Here is a 16415-nt window from a genome sequence, read left to right on the forward strand (position 1 = left end):
TTTTGACGAACTGGAGAAGTCTTTCAAAAATAAACGGGAAAAGGTGTGCAGCCAGCACACCTTTTCCCGTTTATCGCTTGATATGATGGATTTGTCAATGACAGGTTGACAAAAATAAATAAAATTTTGGAGGAATGATCATGAAAAAGACAATTTTAATCTTAGTATTGGTTTGCCTAATGACCATATTGTTCACCGGCTGCGGGAAGGCATCCAATACGGAAAATCCCGCTGCTACGGAGAATCCTGCTTCAACGGAAACCGAAAATCCGCAAAAAGCCGAAGGAACGGTCGAGAAAGTCGTAACGTCGGAAACGAACAAGACTCAGGAACCTGTTTCAGGTGATTCTAAAGCCACAAAACCAATCGAAACCGTGACACCTCAGAAAGCTGTAACGCCAAAAGCTACAACGCCGAAGGCCGCAACGCCTAAAGCAACAACGCCGGAACCCACGAAGTCACCGGAACCTGTCTCACAGGATTCCGGTGAGATCATTGTGTCCAGCTTTGCCGAACTTCAGACTGCGGTGGCAGATACAAAGATTACGGTGATCAATGTCGGCTCTGATATGGAAATTACGAGCAAGCTCGAATACGAACGCGAAGATGACCTGGCAATATATATCAAAAAAGGAACTACACTCACCATCAGCGACGAATTCATTCCGGTGGGAGGCTCTATTACAAATGATGGGGCAATCATCGTAAAGGGTACCTTTAATCGCGGTATCTGCAGTTTCATCAACAACGGCTCGGTGACAGTAAGAAGCAGCGGAACGGCCAGTTCCGGTATGTGCAGTGCCGACAATAACGGTAATTATATCGTGGATAATGGTGGACAACTGCTTATTGAAAGAGGCTCGGAGTTTAAAAATCTTGGCACCCTGACAAACAACGGCTTTATCTCCGTCAAGGATGGCGGGAGTTTATATAACGAAACCGGTTCCCTGATAAATAACGGGACAATCGACTTGTATGCTTATTTTGGTGGGGACATTGCCAAGATTACAGGAACAGGAACGCTAAATGATCATCGCTAACCAATACTCGCTAAAAAATAACCGATAAGCAGAAAAAAGACTGTAGCCAACGGCATTTGCTGAGGAAAGAGGGAAGCCATGATGCAACCTACCGAAAAACTAAAATTAATGATGGACTATTTCGGCATTTCCAATAATGAACTGGCCAAGGCGCTCATGGTTGACCCCTCTCTAGTCAGCCGGTGGCTGAACGGGCAGCGCCTGCTTAAGGCGTCAAGCGTACCAATGGATGCGCTTGCCGAATACATACTGGCACGCAGCCAGCGCGTCTATGACATCGAATGGCTAAAAGCACAGTTTGAAAAAGACGGGCTTCCCACCGATATTTCCACCGTGTATCGTACCAAGCAAAACCTGATCATGTGGTTGGCAAGCGACGGCGAAGCTCTCCGCCGCAATCTTGGAAGCTCACCGTCTGCTTTGGTCACCAAAGAAAGCATACTGAAAAAAACGCGGACATTCTCCGTCAATGATTCCGAAAGTTTGGTCAAAATCGGGTATTTGGATATTGCCCTTGGTCTGGAGCCGCTTTTAGCGGAGCTGGCTGATGAAAGCGGTGTGGATATTTTTCTCTCTAATGACGAGATCGCCACTGTGGTCAGCGAAGACGTGTCCCGACTGCTCCTGCACATGATTGCCAAGAGCAAACTGCGCATCCGGCTGTTAGTCTGCATTTCGGGCAATACGCAGGCGATGTCCCGTCTGATCGACACCTATATGCAATCGCTGGTTTCGGGGCATATCCGGCTGTCGGTGGTGCATGGCCTGACGCAGACCGTCACCAATCAGATGCACCTTATCATTCCCGAAAAATACGCGGTGCTGATTACCGAAACACCGAAAAATGCAGCTCCGTCCGTGGCAATGATCATTAGTGACGCGGCTTTTGTCCAGGAAACGCAAAAGAGCTTTGAGCAGACGATTCGCTACGCCCAACCGGTGCTGAATATTTACGGCGACGATTATTCCCGCAACATCCTGGAAATCATCTATTCGGAGTTTGCCACCCCCGGCGCTCTTGATGTGGTCAAAGATAATATTAACCCTATGTATATGACCCCGTATGCCTACGATCGCTTTTTGGGAACCCAGGGGCACAACGAGGAAGAACTTTCGTGGCGTAGTGCGGAGTTTATCCGCTTCAAGTCCGGTATGGACGAAACGCTGAAAGGTGGTGCGGTGTTCCGTGAGATACTTTCCCTGGCAAGACTGAACAAAATTGCGCAGGACGGCTTTTGTCGGATGCCGGGACTGTATTTTATGAACAAGGGCTTTGTAATCTTGGACGCCGAGGGCTGTGCCGCTATTTTAAGCGGCTATGTCCACTACCTCAATTGCGTTCCGAATTTCAATTTATTGATTCTCGATGACATTACCCTGCTTCATGCCAACAACTGCTGGCAGCTTAAGCAAAATCATCATGTGGCGATAAATCATTGGAGCGGGCCAGAGCCGGTGATGATCCACTCTGACCAACTTTTGCTTGTGCGGGAGTTTCAAGCTCACTTTGATTCTCTGTGGGCGCAGGGCGAAGGATTCATCGGCAACCGGAGCGGAGTAACGGCTATTCTGCAGGATGTGTTAATACGCTTGAAGGAGAGTAACTTGTCCAAAGGAGGGTAAATTTGATGTCAAGGAGAACAAGGAAAACAAAAAAATTAGAAAGGTGTGATGAATATGAAACGTAGATTTTTGGCGTTAATCTTGGCTGCAATGCTTTGTGTCACACTAAGCGCTTGTAATCAAAACCAAAACCCCGTTGAGTCATCACCTGAGCAAACAACTACTGGAGAAAATGCAGCGCTGGAAAACGAGCAGGAGCAAACGTTTCCCTTTGAGGATGACGAGAGCAGAACGCGCTACCGTTTAGTGATAAACGGCAACGAGGTGTCAACGGATAATTTGCCGTTTACCTATCCGGACAGTCCTAAATGTGGGTATTACCCATTAGAAGATGTGCTGGCCCATATAGAGATAGCGTGCTTTTGCAGCGAAGATAAAAGCGCACTGACCACCAAGATTAATGGCAGCGTACTCAAGGTAACGGCTGGCGTTGCGGAAATGACCTATGGACGAAAAAGCATTAAGGCAGTAGGAACGGAGACTGCTGTTTGTATCGACGGTTGTCTTTATGTACCGAGCTTCTTGTTTCTGTCTATATTCGACAATGGCATTGTTGATTTTTCCAGTGACCGCAGTGCCGCCACCTTAGACACAAACACAACGATTGACCTTGCTGCCTCCGGTACGGCAGGGCTAAGCGTTCCAAGCGCCGGAACTTCGGGCGTTGTTTCCGCCGGCAACGGCCAGGGGAGTTCGGGAGGCTCGACCGGCAGCTCAAACTGCGGTACTTGCAACGGATCGGGGCGAAGTATATGCACCTATTGCAGCGGCACAGGAAGTAAAATTGAATATCAGCAGGCATATGACCCCGTTTCAAAACAATATAAGCAGACGCAAAGAACTGTGTTTTGCTCAAGATGCGGTGGCAGCGGGCAAGTGATCTGTCCTTCCTGCGGTGGATCGGGCAAGAGATAATACAGATACATTGCATTTGATTTGATTGTGCAGAACGCCAGACTGAAAGAAAAATCCCTATGACAATGAAAGACTGAGTTAAGAAGCTAAAGGCATTCTTCAATTCAAAATATTAATCCGAATCATCGAAACAAGGCATACAGAATGTTTAATGTGTACCCCATGTCAAGGACAATTTGGGTTTTTAACGTTCCAATCAAATAGGTATTTATGTTATACTAACCGTGCTTTACCACAAGGGAGGATAGGGCAACGCTGAGGAGCGACCCGAGCGCCCGTGTGGGTTTACAAGGGAGGCGATGCGTATTAGCACCGCTTCTTTTTTTTGAAGGTAAGCACTGCCTCCCTGGAAACCAAAGCGAAAAACCTCGGGGTGTGGGGCAGAGCCCCACCTACTTTCAATTTTTACCTTTTGCTTTTGGTATTGTTAAAGGGTATTCTCCTGTAACGAGGTACTTGTAATACTCCCGTGGAGCTAATCTTGCCAAATCCCATTGGTATCGCTCGATATTGTAATAATCAGTCCAGTCGCTGATCGCTTGGTGGATTTCTTCAAACGTTGTGCACTGAGAAATGTCTATTTCATCTTTCATGTGAAGGGTTTTCCCGATGAATTCTTTTGATTAGGGCTATAGTTGCGGGAGAGATCTTAGGTCTGCCGGATTTTCGGGACTTCCGTCTCCAGAAAAGCTTGAAGGACTTCCGATGCCAGCCAATTACCGTTTCCGGCTTAACGAGGAACAAAGCTGATTGCCAACCAGGCAGGAGCTTGGATAAGAATCTCCATGTCTTTGGCAAGATTAGATATTAATCTCGTGCGGAAAAAGCAAGTAATTATTTGGATCCAGTTTCTGAGATACAAACCAAGAGCATAAAAATCAATCAAGAAACCAACCTCCGTAAGAATATATAAGAATTAACTCATGTTCTCACAGATTGAAAATATTGTAAATAGAACTTGCCTGTAAAGATCAAAGTATACCGATTTACGGTTTAGTCAATTTTGAGCCAGATGATATTTTTGAAGGCTACAGCTATTGTACAGAAATGGCATTGATATGTTCCCAAAAATTTTCACCATGCAAATATTTTAATAAATCAAAGGTCAGCATCATGTGATGGATGGCATTATTATTGTTCAGGTCGGTATTTAGGATTTCTTTTACTCGTTTAATCCGATAAACCATAGTGTTCTTATGGATTTGCAGAATTCGCGCAGCCTCAACATAATCACTTTCATTATTTAGAAATGTATATAAGCTATAGGTAAAGCTCGTTTTATAATTATTGTCGAATAAAATCAATTTTCTTACGAGCGGGTCAAAAAAATTGTTCACTTCCAAATTTTTCTGGAGTTCATCGATCATGTGATAGTGCATGACATCGTCATAAAATAACAGACTTTTACCGATATCAAGTTTCAAGGCAATATCGACGGTTTTAAGCGCTTGCCCATAATATTGGCGGATGTTTGCCAAATCACTAAATTCTTGACTTATACCGCATAGTAGATGATTTGACTCAATATATTGCTCTAAAAGTGTTTTTTCAATATCGGTAAACGGGTTTTGGTTTTTTTTGTTTTGAATGAGAATTAAATTATCGCCGTAGATCAATGTCTTACTCCCATAGAGGATTGATTCAAGGTCCTTACGAATTAATACCAGGGAATCACGATGTTTTGACTTCAAATTGATAACCAGAACGTGTTTATGTTCCTGAATGGTAAAGTCCAACTGCTGGATCCGATTTTGCAGAATAGAAGGTTTCTTGATTGTTCCGTTCAATAAATCGATAATGAGATATTCAAAAACTTGCCCCCTTGAATAGTTGTAGTTGGAGTCTTTTTTGAATTCCGTCAGGAGCACTTGGGAAACCAATTTTAAAAGCTGGAAGTCATAAGGGGTAAATTCCTGAAAGTATTCAATGAGAGTCACCCAGCCCAGCATGTTGACGCCGTTGCCTATTTTACACCCCAGCCTGCGGTGAGGGAGTTTGAGGGGCTCGGTATTTAAGACCGGGTCTTCGCTATCAAAGACCGATTGCAGCCCGGCGTCTTTCACAATATTCAGGTAAGCAACCGGCTCGTATTCCTGAGTTGTGTAATGTTGCCAGACATAATCATTGATCTCGACACAGTCGGTGAAGCCAAGTGTTTTAAAGGATATATCAGTAAACGCGATAGGATGGTTTAAGATTTGAAAGAGTTTATTGGCAATTTGCTGATAGTTCAGTTCCATCGTTAGAATGGACAAGATCATCAGATATTTTTCTTCGAAGTCTTTGCGATCCTTCAAGGCTTTCTTTAGCCGGCAGAAGTTTTTATGCGATTCGGCAGGGTATGGCAGGAGAACCAGGTTATGAGCTTGTTGGACCTCATGAGTGGAAAGAAGAAATCATACAGGAATTGTTGAAGTATAAAGATGCATTTGGAGTCCGTCGTTTGGGCGGAAGAACAGTTTTTATTAACCATCTAGAAGCATGTTTCCCAACGATCATTACTGACTATATTCCAGCTATGTTTAGCAGTGATTTAAGTGACTATTTAGAAACCTTTAAAGCATCAATGCCTGCTTCTATGACCACATTAAATCTTTATGGCAGTTTTGAAGGAAATGATATCAGTGACTACTATCGCAGCCCTGTCGAATTAGGATGGACGAAGGTTGTTAAGTTTGACCATGATTTCTTGGGGCGCGAAGCACTGGAACAGGAAATAGCCAATCCAAAGAGGATCGTTCGAACTCTGGTTTGGAATGTGGAAGATGTTGTTGATGTCTATGCGTCCATGTTCAAAAAAGGCGACCATTATGACTTCATTGAATTCCCAAGATATCAGAGAGGCGGGATGTATGTCGACAAGGTCCTGAAAAACGGAAAACTAGTTGGGACAACATCCTCATATGGGTATAGCTATTACTTCCGTGAGATGCTCTGTCTGGCGGTCCTGGATATTGACCAGGCAGAAATCGGCAATGAAGTCACGATTGTATGGGGGGCTCCCGGCCATCCGCAGAAGGAAATACGCGCAACAGTCGCCCCGGCTCCTTATAAACCCGACGGATCAAAAGGCGATTTGCACAAAGTACTTTAAGCAACTAAACAGTGATGCAAATAACGATGAACACAAAACAAGAATAGTGACCATTGGGAACGGTTTGAGCCACCTGCTGATTTGATTGATAAGGCAAATGATCCTGTTTTTCAGTCAGAATGGTGGCTTGAACTCTTCAGAAGAAGGCAAACGGTAAACAGTGCGAAATATTTTTTATATGAACGAGGGAGGTTAGCTACTATATGGAACAAAACAAGGGATCTGTAAAATGGTTTATGTTGCTCTTAATGCTCTTAGCTTTTGTCGCTACATTCGTGACCCGATTCATTTGGTCTCCGATGCAATCGGAAATGATGAAGGTTTTCGGAATTGATGCAGCAGTTGCAGGAACAATTTTTTCCATTTTTTTCACGGGTTATATCATTACGCAAATACCGGCCGGTGTCTTAGCAGATAAATTTGGCGTTAAATTCATTATGAGTATCAGTTTGCTTGTTGGCGGACTTTCTTCTTATGCCATGACGATGGTTTCAACTCCGGCCCAAGCGATGGGACTGCGAATTATTCTCGGGCTGGGTGCAGGCACAATTTATGCTTGTTGTGCCAGAGTAATCAGTAATTATTTTACCATGGAAAAAAGAAGTATGGCTTTCGGGATCATACTGGCCGGTCCTAATGCAGGATATTTTATTGCCAGCTTATTCGGCCCGAAAATTCTGCATGCGTACGGATGGCAAGCAGGGTTTAAATTCGCCGCCATTTTTTCCATCATCGTTGCCGTACTCATCTTCCTTTTTGTGAAAGGAGATAAACCGGAAAAAGCGACCCAAACCTTGGGCGATGTTTTAAGGGGCTTTAAAGTATTATTCACGAATAAAGGGGTATTGTTGATCAGCTTGTCCGGATTTGGTCTGATGTGGTTTCAATTGGCTTTATATAACTGGGCTTTTGGCTATGCAAGGAGTTTGGGTTTTGCTCAAAATATTGGAACAGTTGGGATTTTGATAGCTATTGGCGGAATCATTTCATCATTATTATCCGGTACTGCTGTCGATAAATTTAAAATTGACAGAAGAAAGTTCCTAATATTCGGCTATTTTATTACTGGCGTGATGATATTCATTTTTGGAGCGCAAACACAGCTGACGGGGTTACTCATCAGCAGTTTTGTATTGGGCTTTATTTCATTTACAACAAACAGCCATTTGAGTGCCCTCATCGTTGATTACGCAGGAAGTAAAATGGCGGCGACAGCAACGGGTGTATCTAACTTTGTTTTCCAGTTTGCTTCGCAAATCAGCCCCGTTGTCATTGGCGCAATGCTCGTTTCGACGAAAGGCGTTTTTTCAACCCCGATATGGGCAGTTATGGCTGCCGGGCCATTTCTTGGCGTAATTTGCGCAGCGCTTGCAGGCGGAGCAAAAAAAGCGGCAGAATAATACTTGTATGAATACACCCACACACAAAATACATAAGTGAGCTGTTTTTGACAGCAGCGTTAGGCAAACAGAAATCCTAAGCGTAATGTTATTGCGTTCCAACAGTGAACATTCAGTACGTCATGGTTTGGAAATGTCTGTGGGATTTCTGTTTGTAGCTGCGCTAAGTGTTAGCGTATTTTCAGTACTAAGTTGCATTGCCCCTCAACAAAATCACGTAAAAAGTTTGGAGCGGTGTCAAATGAGAACGATTAACGTTGGAAAGATGATTGGAGATAGTAAAGTCAATAGATTTTTTATAATTGTTTTTATGGTGGGTATGAGCATATTGCTATTTGACGGGTATGATCAAGGGGTTTATGGAGTGGCCCTTCCTACTCTTATGATGGACACCGGGATCAGTGCCAAAGTGTTTGGGCTTATCGGCAGTAATACACTCTACGGAATGATGATTGGTGGAATCGTAGCAGGTATGCTTGCGGACAGAATAGGACGGAAGAAAGTTCTGATATTAGGTATTATTGTTTATGCTTTATTTACAGGACTGATGGGATTTGGGAAATCCGCTGCCTTTTTTTCCGTCTGCCGAATTATTGCCGGAGCAGGTCTGGCCGGGGTTGTACCGATTACAGTCGCTCTGCTTACGGAGTATTCTCCCTTTGTGCATCGGTCTAAACTTGTCACAATCAGTACTCTCGGCATACCTATAGGGACGATGATAAGTGCATTAATTGGGATGGGTATTCTGCCTGTTTATGGCTGGAGGCCAATGTTTTGGATTGGTTTTATTCCTTTGATATTTGTTGTGTTTGTAAGCTTTTCAATCCCTGAATCGATGGATCGGCTAATAAAATATAATAAGTTAGAAAAAATTAGTGAGACATTGACAAAAGTCGACCCTGCGTATATTCCCGCTCAAGAGGACAAGTATGTAGTCGATAGTGGAAATCTCAATCAGGCTCCTTTTTTGAGTCTGTTCAAAAACGGTTTAGTACAAAAAACGGTTCTGTTTTGGATCATGTTCGCGATGGTTTTTTTTACACACTACGGTATTATTACCTGGCTTCCAAAGTTAATGGTACAAGCAGGATATCCATTGACAAATAGTCTTATGTTATTGTTTTTTATGGGGTCTGGGGTTTACGGGATAATATCTCTGGTCTACTTGATTGTTACGTTAAATTACGCCAATTCTTTTCGTGCCACCGGCCTAGGATGGACATCTGCGATGGGGCGTTTTGGCGGTTCATTCGGCCCGTTGGTTGGGGGGTATTGATTACGCAAAAAGCTTCTCTGACAACGAATTTTGCAGTGTTTGTAATTGTTCCGCTTATACTTACTGCAGCAGCTTTATTTGTCAAAGATGAAGTAAGATAGTATAACAGCGTTAGAACGATAATGGGGCAGTAAAGCCACCGGAGGCCGATTTTAGTTCTCATCAGCAAAACATTTTATCACGGATTAGATCAGGGGCAAAGAACGCGATGATTCTTTGCCCCTGGCCGGGTAATATCGCCGATAGATCTTTACAAAAAGAGAATAATCTCCAAGCAGATCGGCAAGCCCTTTTTAACCAATGTATCCTGTATGGAATGTATTCAAACGCATTTGGGCACGGGCTAAAGGAGATTCCTGATTTATGATGTCATTCAAAATGATTTATTGAGCATAAATAACGAAAATTTGGTGCAATTTTAGTAAACTATAAACAATGAAACAGTTTGAACTTGGACAGTATAAAGGATTAAATCTCGAAAGTTTTGATGTATCAGTTAAAGAGGATGAAATGAAGGAAGCGATGAACGGTATTCTCAAATCTTTGGACGAAGTCCGGGTCGAAAAAAGGAATGAACCGATTGAAACAGGCGATTCTGTGATTGTTAATATTGTTGGAACAGAGACGGGTATGCCTTATCCGAAAGTGAAAGAAGACGGCTTACAATTCAAGGTGGGTGACGAAAACGTTTTACCGGAGTTTTCAGCTAAGCTGCTCGGACAGAAGATGGGTGACACCGTCGTTTTTGATACGACAATACAACCGGTCTTAATTGAATTCCAAGCCTTATGGGGGTATGAGATCACATTCTCCATCGAAATTGTTAAAGTATTTACGATTAAAAAGCCGGAATTGACAGACGAAAACATTCATGAGATTGAGCCGAAGGTGAAAACGCTGCAGGGATTCAAAAAGATGCTTAAAAATAAAATCCTTCAGGAAAAAAGGGCTAGAGCACACGTTGCGAATATGAGTAAAGTCATGGGGGCAGTAGCCGAGAATTGTAAGTACGAATTCGATCAGGAGATATTAGATCAAGCAGCAGAGGATTTGTATCAGGATTATACCAGGGAACTAAAAAATGTTTTCAATATGGAACTCGTCGTTTACTTAATGCAAAGAAAGATGTCCTCAGATGAGCTGTTGGCTGAGTGTAAGGAGGAAGCTGCAAGAAGAATACTTGGAGAAAAAATTTTAGACGCTGTCATCCAAGCAGAAGGAATCCAAGTTACTGTCAATGAGCACCCCGCTGATCTGACGAATGATATCGGTGTTCTGGAGAACGAATATTTGCGCAAAAAAGCTATGGAATTTTTAGTAAATGCTAATCTAATTAAATGATATTTTTGCTTAGACTATATTCTGGGGGAGATAGTCATGTATTTAGATAATTCAGCGGTACACTTGGAGTGGATAGAGCCACCTGCAGATGAAATTCTCTTTAACTTCGTTAAAAGGAAGAATAATAAAGAGGTATTCAAAAAGGGTACAACCATATTTTATGAAGGGGATGTCGTGCATTATGCGTGTCTAGTCACCAAAGGATGGGTAGCTTATTGTCTAAATAGTATCTGTGGGGAATCAAGAATTGCTTGTCTGGCAGGTCCCGGAAGAATCTTCGGTCTAGCGCCGGCCTTTTGTCAACTGCCAATTAACATAAGTATTAAAGTTCTTGAAGACTGTGAGACTTATAAGGTGTCCCGGGACGATCTGATTCAAGGAATGCTTGCGGATATTAATTTGGGAATAGAAATAGTATCCACTGTTACGATTAGATTGATGTGCGCTTTTGAAGGAGCCAATATATTTTCTTCCTTGTCATCTCCAAAAGAAAAGCTAATCTATTATTTCGTATCACTGATTCAGTCCGGGGAATATAAAGAGCATGAGGATTGGTATGAGTTAACCGTCAATTTATCTCATGCGCGAATAGCAGAAATTATCGGTACCACTAGGGTTACGGTATGTCGAATGTTCCATCATTACAAAAACGTAGGCAAGCTAAAGAATGACAATAATAAAATTTATGTTCACAAAGGAATAATAGAAGACTATGAAAAAATCGGTGTTTATAGATAATGGGTTTATTTGATTATAAATGATGACTTGAGCGAAATGAACTTGTGTCGCATCCTCTAGGTGCGTCACAAGTTTTTTATTTGTATTGATCTTGCACCAATAAAAATTTAGCCAAAATTAATTTAACAACTGTGCTGCTGAGCATAGTGGCCATAATTTGAGATCAGTATAATGAAAACGAAATCATGATTCTATATTAAGGAAGGAGAAATTACATGGCGAACAATGTAAGCAGGAGGTCTTTTTTCAAAACATCGCTCATGGGTGCCGTAGCTGTTGCCGTGGCATCGGCTGCAGCGGCAAAGGAGACCTTTAACCCATTAGTGGCCGAAGCGGCGGACGTGGTAGCTCCGATCAAAGAAACCTCGGAATTTCCTTACACCGTGGATGCAAAGTATCAGCGTTTTCCAGGAAACAAGATTTACTATCAAAGAGTATTCGATACTGAAGAAAATAAGACGCCAATGAAATTTGTGCATGATGATGTTTCTGAAATCACAGGAAAAAAAGATACCGGGAAAGACCTTCCGCGGATTAACGCCGAGAAGCTTGGGATTAAAGGGCGTAATGCAACCGTTAGCGAAACGGGAGTAATTTTTTTCTCTCAGCATGATGGCACTGTTTTGCCGTTGCGCCAAAAAGAATTAGGATGGCGCGCACTGGACGTGGCCTTGTGTACAGCGGCTTGGTCAGTGGAATATAATTACAACGGATTTACGGCACCTGGTAGTGGTCCCGCAGGTGTGATTGCACATTATCCCATTAATCCCGAAACGAATGAAATGGCGAAAGAACCTGTGGTTATTCAAGGAATGTTTAATTGGGATAATTCCAAAGCTGAAGAAAGGCAGAGTCAGGGAAGGCAATGGAAATTCAATTCCGCGGACGAGGCTAGTCTGATTATGAAAAAGGCAGCCCGCTTTCTGGGAGCGGATTTAGCTGGTATTGCACCCTATGACGATCGCTGGACTTATGCCAACTGGAGCAGGCCAAAGTCACGCCCGTTCAAAATGCCTAATGGCAGAACGGTTTATGCTCCGTTTAATATCGAAAAATTTCTTAAAAATCAGGAAGTGGAAGTTTTCGGATTAAGTGTTTTTGAAGCAGACTGGGAAAAGTATGCGGGTTTTCAACCAAAATCCGTCATTGCCATGGCTTTCGAAATGGATTACGAAGCATACCGCACGGCCCCGTCGGTCCTTCACAGCGCCGCACCAGGCAAAGCTTACTCGAACATGGCTTTATTGTTCCCCTTGGGCAGTAAATCTTTTCATTATTTGAATGAAAGCAACATTGTTCAATATTCAGATGAGAATGCGGAAGTAATGAGTAGCGAAGAATATCCTGAATTTATTAAAGACCCATTTAGGTTCATGGTGGAAAAAGTTTTGCCGCGGAAATATTCGGAATTGGCAAAAGACTCACCTGCAAAGGATTTAGCACTGGCAAAAGGCGCTATGCAATTTGGTATGTATGGAGCGAAAAAGGGCGCTGCAGAGGCTAATCTAATAACCCAGTATGGAATACCTATGCTATTTGATGGTTTAGCAATAATGCCATTAGACTGGATTGCCGATTTCTTCCGGGGTATTAAAGGCGCATTTATGGATATGCGTCGTCGGCCTGAAGAATTGCTTGAGGCTGCGCAGGCACTTACTCCATTAGTAATAAGGTTTGGAATGGGTCAGATGTTTTCAACACCACCGAAAGCAAACCCCAAAATCATCCTACTTCCTTTACATTTACCTACTATGCTTAAAACAGCAGATTTTGATAAATTTTACTGGCCTATGTTTAAAACGATTATCGAGGCCTTCGTGGCTAATGGCGTAATTCCAATGCCATTCTATGAAGGAGATTGGTCACGATACTATGATCATCTTCAAGATCTGCCTGCCAAGAAAACACTGGGATGGTTCGAACACGGAGATCCTAAAGAGCTTAAACAAAAGCTTGGAAATACCATGTGTATACTAGGGCTTTTTCCGTTAACGTTGTTACAATATGGCACGAAGGAAGAATGTATCACTAAAGCGAAAGAATTATTGGATGATCTGGCTCCTGGCGGAGGATATATTTTCTCTACCGATAAGGAACTTCTTTCGGCAGCTGACGGCAAGGCGGAAAATATCATCGCCGTAAACAAGTTTGTCATGGAGTATGGTATTTATAAATAGGAGGTGCCTCACGATGAAAGAACAATTGTTGATCTCTTGGAGTGATATCGTTAAAGAGCATCCGGAGCTCGCAGGCAAAGATCCTGCGATGGGTATGAATTGGGATATCGGACAGGAAATGATTTTCGCCTATGTAACTTTCCTGGCGCTCTTCTAAAACAAAGTAATAAGGAACTAAATTAAATTAAGCAAAGTAAGTAAGACAACCGGGCTGATTCCGGTTGTCTTTTGTTCACTCTGCATAATTGAACCAAAGTGAAAGAGAAAGTCCAAATTTATTCTGAGAATGTCTCAAGGAATTTTTTGGTTACCTTGGACAAATATCTGTCCTTTATCCATACAACTGCAGGTTCCTTTTCAAGGAAAGATTCCTTAATATGCAGAATTTTTATCTTTTCATTAAAAACAGGGCTGATGCTGAATTTGGGGACTAGAGTCAACCCAACTCCCAAAGTAACTAAAGTAAGCAGTGTAGAAATATCAGAGCAATCGAATATCACATCAGGCATCAAGCCGTACGCATTAAACTTTTCTAGGATTTCCTCATACAAACCTCTTCCTTCGATTCTTCTCAACAGAAGGAAAGGATAAGTAACAATATCCTGTAAACTTATAGTATCCTCAGGAAAAAAAATACTCCAGTCTGATGGTATTACAACCACAAACGGTTCTTTGGGCAAACGGAGAGCTTTAATTTCCTTGGATTTAACAGGAAGTAATAGCAATGCAACCTCGATTGATCTTTTCTCCAACAGTTCTTCAAGACAACGCGAATCGCCTAGCAATAACTTAAAATAAAGTTTTGGATATTGATCTTGAAGAAGTTTAATCCGGCCAGGCAGTAAGGAAACGCAAGTTGACGACGATCCAATGAGTAGCGTACCTCGAATTCCATCTCTGAATTCTTTGACTTCTTTTTTGGTATCTTCCATTAAATTCATCATTTCTACTGCACGTTGATACAACAATATTCCAGCCTCAGTTATTTCCCAATGTTTGGAGTCTCTGATGATTAATGACGTTCCCAGTTCGTCTTCGAGCTGCTTGAGTTGTTGGCTCAGAGGGGGTTGGGCTATATTCAAAGCTTTTGCTGCCAGCGTGATCTGTCCTTTTTCGACAATTGTCCGAAAGTAACGTAATTGACGTATATCCATAAGTACCCCTTCTTAAATATGATACGAAAATCATATGCATATATTACTATATATATATTATACATATCTATTGTTTCCTGATAAACTAATTTTTAGAAAATACAAAAAATTATTAAAAATGCTTCTGGAGGATAAATATCTTTGAGCCAAACAAATTAAGTATGAAAGGGGTCTATTTATGACTGAACAAACAGAAAAAGGATGGCAAAGCTACCATACGGTATGGGCAATGTTGTTTATTGGGTGGGTCGTATCTTATGCTGACCGCGCATGTACCGGTCCGGTGGTGAACTGGATGATTGCCAATAAGGTGGGTTTTTTGAGCGCTGCTGCAAACCCGTATGCCCTTGGCGGATTACTGGGAAGCTTATTTTTTGCCGGATACATGCTGACACAATTCCCAGGAGGATACTTCGGAGATAAATTTGGTTACCGCACAATCATTGTTATCAGTATCTTCTGGGCGGGAATTACGACACTTTTTACCGGTTTGATTGGCGGCTTGATGGTTTTTGTTGCTTTACGCGTATTAACCGGGTTAGGTGAAGGAGTTCTTTATTCAAATGACCGATCCCTGGTCGCCCAGGTAACTCCCCCCAAGAAGCTTGGTTTAGGAATGGGTGTCGTTATGGCAGGGCTTACTGTGGGGCTGTCGGCGGCTTTGGTTGGAACAATACCTTTGATAAATGCGGGTAAGTCTGTTTTAGGTCAGAATGCATGGAAAATGCCGTTTATAGTTCTGGGGATAGTTTCAATTGTCGTGGCTATAATCATGCGGATTGCTTTAAAGCCGGAAGATAAAAGCGTTCCCGAAAATTACATGAAGGCCATAATCAATTTGTCTAAATATTCCATAGTCTTCATGATTGTCATCATGGCTATTTATTTTGCGGCAAATACGATAGGATTAAGTGATGTAATGATTGCTGTTATTTTATCCTTCTTGGCCATTGTATTCTTAGGCTATATTGTCGTTACCAAAGGCGGCGAAGTTGGACCGGTATTAAAGGATAGAAACCTTATTCTTATCTACCTTGTACACATCCCCTTATTATGGCATCTCTGGTTTTATAGTTTTTGGGGCGGTGCCATTGTCAAAGATTTTGGTGGCGGAACGCTCACTGCGGCGCTTCTTGTTATATCATTTAATGCCATTGCCGGAGTAATCGGTTTTCCTTTGGGCGGTAAAATATCCGATATGGTTTCCCATAAACCCAATGGCCGCCGTAATATATTTATCGTCATGTTAGCGCTAATGACATTATTCATCTTTATCTTCACGGCCTATGTAACAACCGGTGGAAAAGATATGGTTATTCAATCCGTCATACTATTTCTTTCGGGTTTGATCTACTTCGCTTTATGTCCAGTTGGACACGCTCTGGCTTCAGAGAACGCGCCGGCCAATTTACGCGGCGCAGCGTTCGGCACATTGAATCTCGTTTCTGAGATCGGTGCTATTTTGGCTCCGGTAATCTCCGGTGCGCTTCGCGGAGGTTCAGGAAATTGGGGATCAGCTTTGATTTTAGATGGTATTCTCATGGGTGTAGCTTGTCTATTGGTTATCGGAATACGCAATAAAGTTTCTTCTAATAATGGAATTGCTGCTAGTTAGATTACTTTTATTACAAGTTGTCTTATTAATACAGCGTGATTA

Annotated in this window: 14 protein-coding genes; 11 read left to right on the forward strand and 3 right to left on the reverse strand. The window is 42.4% G+C overall.

The features are described 5' to 3' along the window. Nucleotides 1-140: 140 nt before the first annotated feature. The 3 genes from OKX56_RS03045 to OKX56_RS03055 all read left to right on the forward strand — a co-directional run bounded on the left by OKX56_RS03045 (nucleotide 141) and on the right by OKX56_RS03055 (nucleotide 3578). Nucleotides 141-1040 carry a hypothetical protein gene (locus OKX56_RS03045; protein ID WP_025205985.1) on the forward strand — a complete coding sequence of 300 codons (900 nt, stop codon included), beginning with the start codon at nucleotides 141-143 and terminating at the stop codon, nucleotides 1038-1040. A gap of 78 nt (nucleotides 1041-1118) precedes the next feature. Then, nucleotides 1119-2663 (forward strand): helix-turn-helix domain-containing protein, encoded by a 1545-nt coding sequence (locus tag OKX56_RS03050; RefSeq protein ID WP_025205984.1) that lies wholly within the window; start codon nucleotides 1119-1121, stop codon nucleotides 2661-2663. A gap of 54 nt (nucleotides 2664-2717) precedes the next feature. After that, nucleotides 2718-3578 (forward strand): DnaJ-like cysteine-rich domain-containing protein, encoded by an 861-nt coding sequence (locus OKX56_RS03055; RefSeq protein WP_144284049.1) that lies wholly within the window; start codon nucleotides 2718-2720, stop codon nucleotides 3576-3578. Between the two features lie 398 nt (nucleotides 3579-3976). Here the strand turns inward: OKX56_RS03055 and OKX56_RS03060 are convergent, their stop codons facing one another. Both OKX56_RS03060 and OKX56_RS03065 read right to left on the reverse strand, forming a co-directional pair. Further along, nucleotides 3977-4171: an IS3 family transposase gene (locus OKX56_RS03060; protein WP_025205982.1), complete on the reverse strand. Its 195-nt coding sequence runs from the start codon at nucleotides 4169-4171 to the stop codon at nucleotides 3977-3979. A gap of 441 nt (nucleotides 4172-4612) precedes the next feature. After that, the gene (locus OKX56_RS03065) at nucleotides 4613-5875 is read right to left on the reverse strand and encodes a PucR family transcriptional regulator (protein WP_287895620.1); all 1263 of its coding nucleotides are present in this window, start codon (nucleotides 5873-5875) and stop codon (nucleotides 4613-4615) included. Nucleotides 5876-5919: 44 nt separating this feature from the next. On the opposite strand from OKX56_RS03065, the gene OKX56_RS03070 reads away from it, so the two are divergent. The 7 genes from OKX56_RS03070 (at nucleotide 5920) to OKX56_RS03100 (ending at nucleotide 13761) form a co-directional block, all read left to right on the forward strand. Next, nucleotides 5920-6672 carry a glycine cleavage T C-terminal barrel domain-containing protein gene (locus OKX56_RS03070; RefSeq protein ID WP_287895621.1) on the forward strand — a complete coding sequence of 251 codons (753 nt, stop codon included), beginning with the start codon at nucleotides 5920-5922 and terminating at the stop codon, nucleotides 6670-6672. 203 nt (nucleotides 6673-6875) lie between these two features. Then, the gene (locus OKX56_RS03075; protein WP_025205977.1) at nucleotides 6876-8072 is read left to right on the forward strand and encodes an MFS transporter; all 1197 of its coding nucleotides are present in this window, start codon (nucleotides 6876-6878) and stop codon (nucleotides 8070-8072) included. A 241-nt stretch (nucleotides 8073-8313) separates the two neighbouring features. Further along, the gene (locus OKX56_RS03080; protein WP_025205976.1) at nucleotides 8314-9348 is read left to right on the forward strand and encodes an MFS transporter; all 1035 of its coding nucleotides are present in this window, start codon (nucleotides 8314-8316) and stop codon (nucleotides 9346-9348) included. Nucleotides 9349-9783: 435 nt separating this feature from the next. After that, a complete protein-coding gene (locus tag OKX56_RS03085; RefSeq protein WP_287895623.1) occupies nucleotides 9784-10689 on the forward strand; it encodes a trigger factor in 906 nt (301 codons plus the stop codon). Nucleotides 10690-10725: 36 nt separating this feature from the next. After that, nucleotides 10726-11427, forward strand: coding sequence for a Crp/Fnr family transcriptional regulator (locus tag OKX56_RS03090; RefSeq protein WP_287895624.1), 702 nt, complete (start codon nucleotides 10726-10728; stop codon nucleotides 11425-11427). A 1163-nt stretch (nucleotides 11428-12590) separates the two neighbouring features. After that, nucleotides 12591-13604: a uroporphyrinogen decarboxylase family protein gene (locus tag OKX56_RS14905; RefSeq protein ID WP_502850705.1), complete on the forward strand. Its 1014-nt coding sequence runs from the start codon at nucleotides 12591-12593 to the stop codon at nucleotides 13602-13604. 13 nt (nucleotides 13605-13617) lie between these two features. After that, nucleotides 13618-13761 (forward strand): hypothetical protein, encoded by a 144-nt coding sequence (locus OKX56_RS03100; RefSeq protein ID WP_019225834.1) that lies wholly within the window; start codon nucleotides 13618-13620, stop codon nucleotides 13759-13761. 118 nt (nucleotides 13762-13879) lie between these two features. On the opposite strand, the gene OKX56_RS03105 is transcribed toward OKX56_RS03100, so the two are convergent. Then, nucleotides 13880-14758: a LysR family transcriptional regulator gene (locus tag OKX56_RS03105; protein WP_019225835.1), complete on the reverse strand. Its 879-nt coding sequence runs from the start codon at nucleotides 14756-14758 to the stop codon at nucleotides 13880-13882. Between the two features lie 178 nt (nucleotides 14759-14936). Here OKX56_RS03105 and OKX56_RS03110 point away from each other — a divergent pair, with 178 nt between their 5' ends. Beyond that, nucleotides 14937-16373 carry an MFS transporter gene (locus OKX56_RS03110; protein ID WP_019225836.1) on the forward strand — a complete coding sequence of 479 codons (1437 nt, stop codon included), beginning with the start codon at nucleotides 14937-14939 and terminating at the stop codon, nucleotides 16371-16373. Nucleotides 16374-16415 lie beyond the last annotated feature (42 nt).

This window comes from Dehalobacter sp. (genome assembly GCF_030063005.1).
Classification (GTDB): domain Bacteria; phylum Bacillota; class Desulfitobacteriia; order Desulfitobacteriales; family Syntrophobotulaceae; genus Dehalobacter; species Dehalobacter restrictus.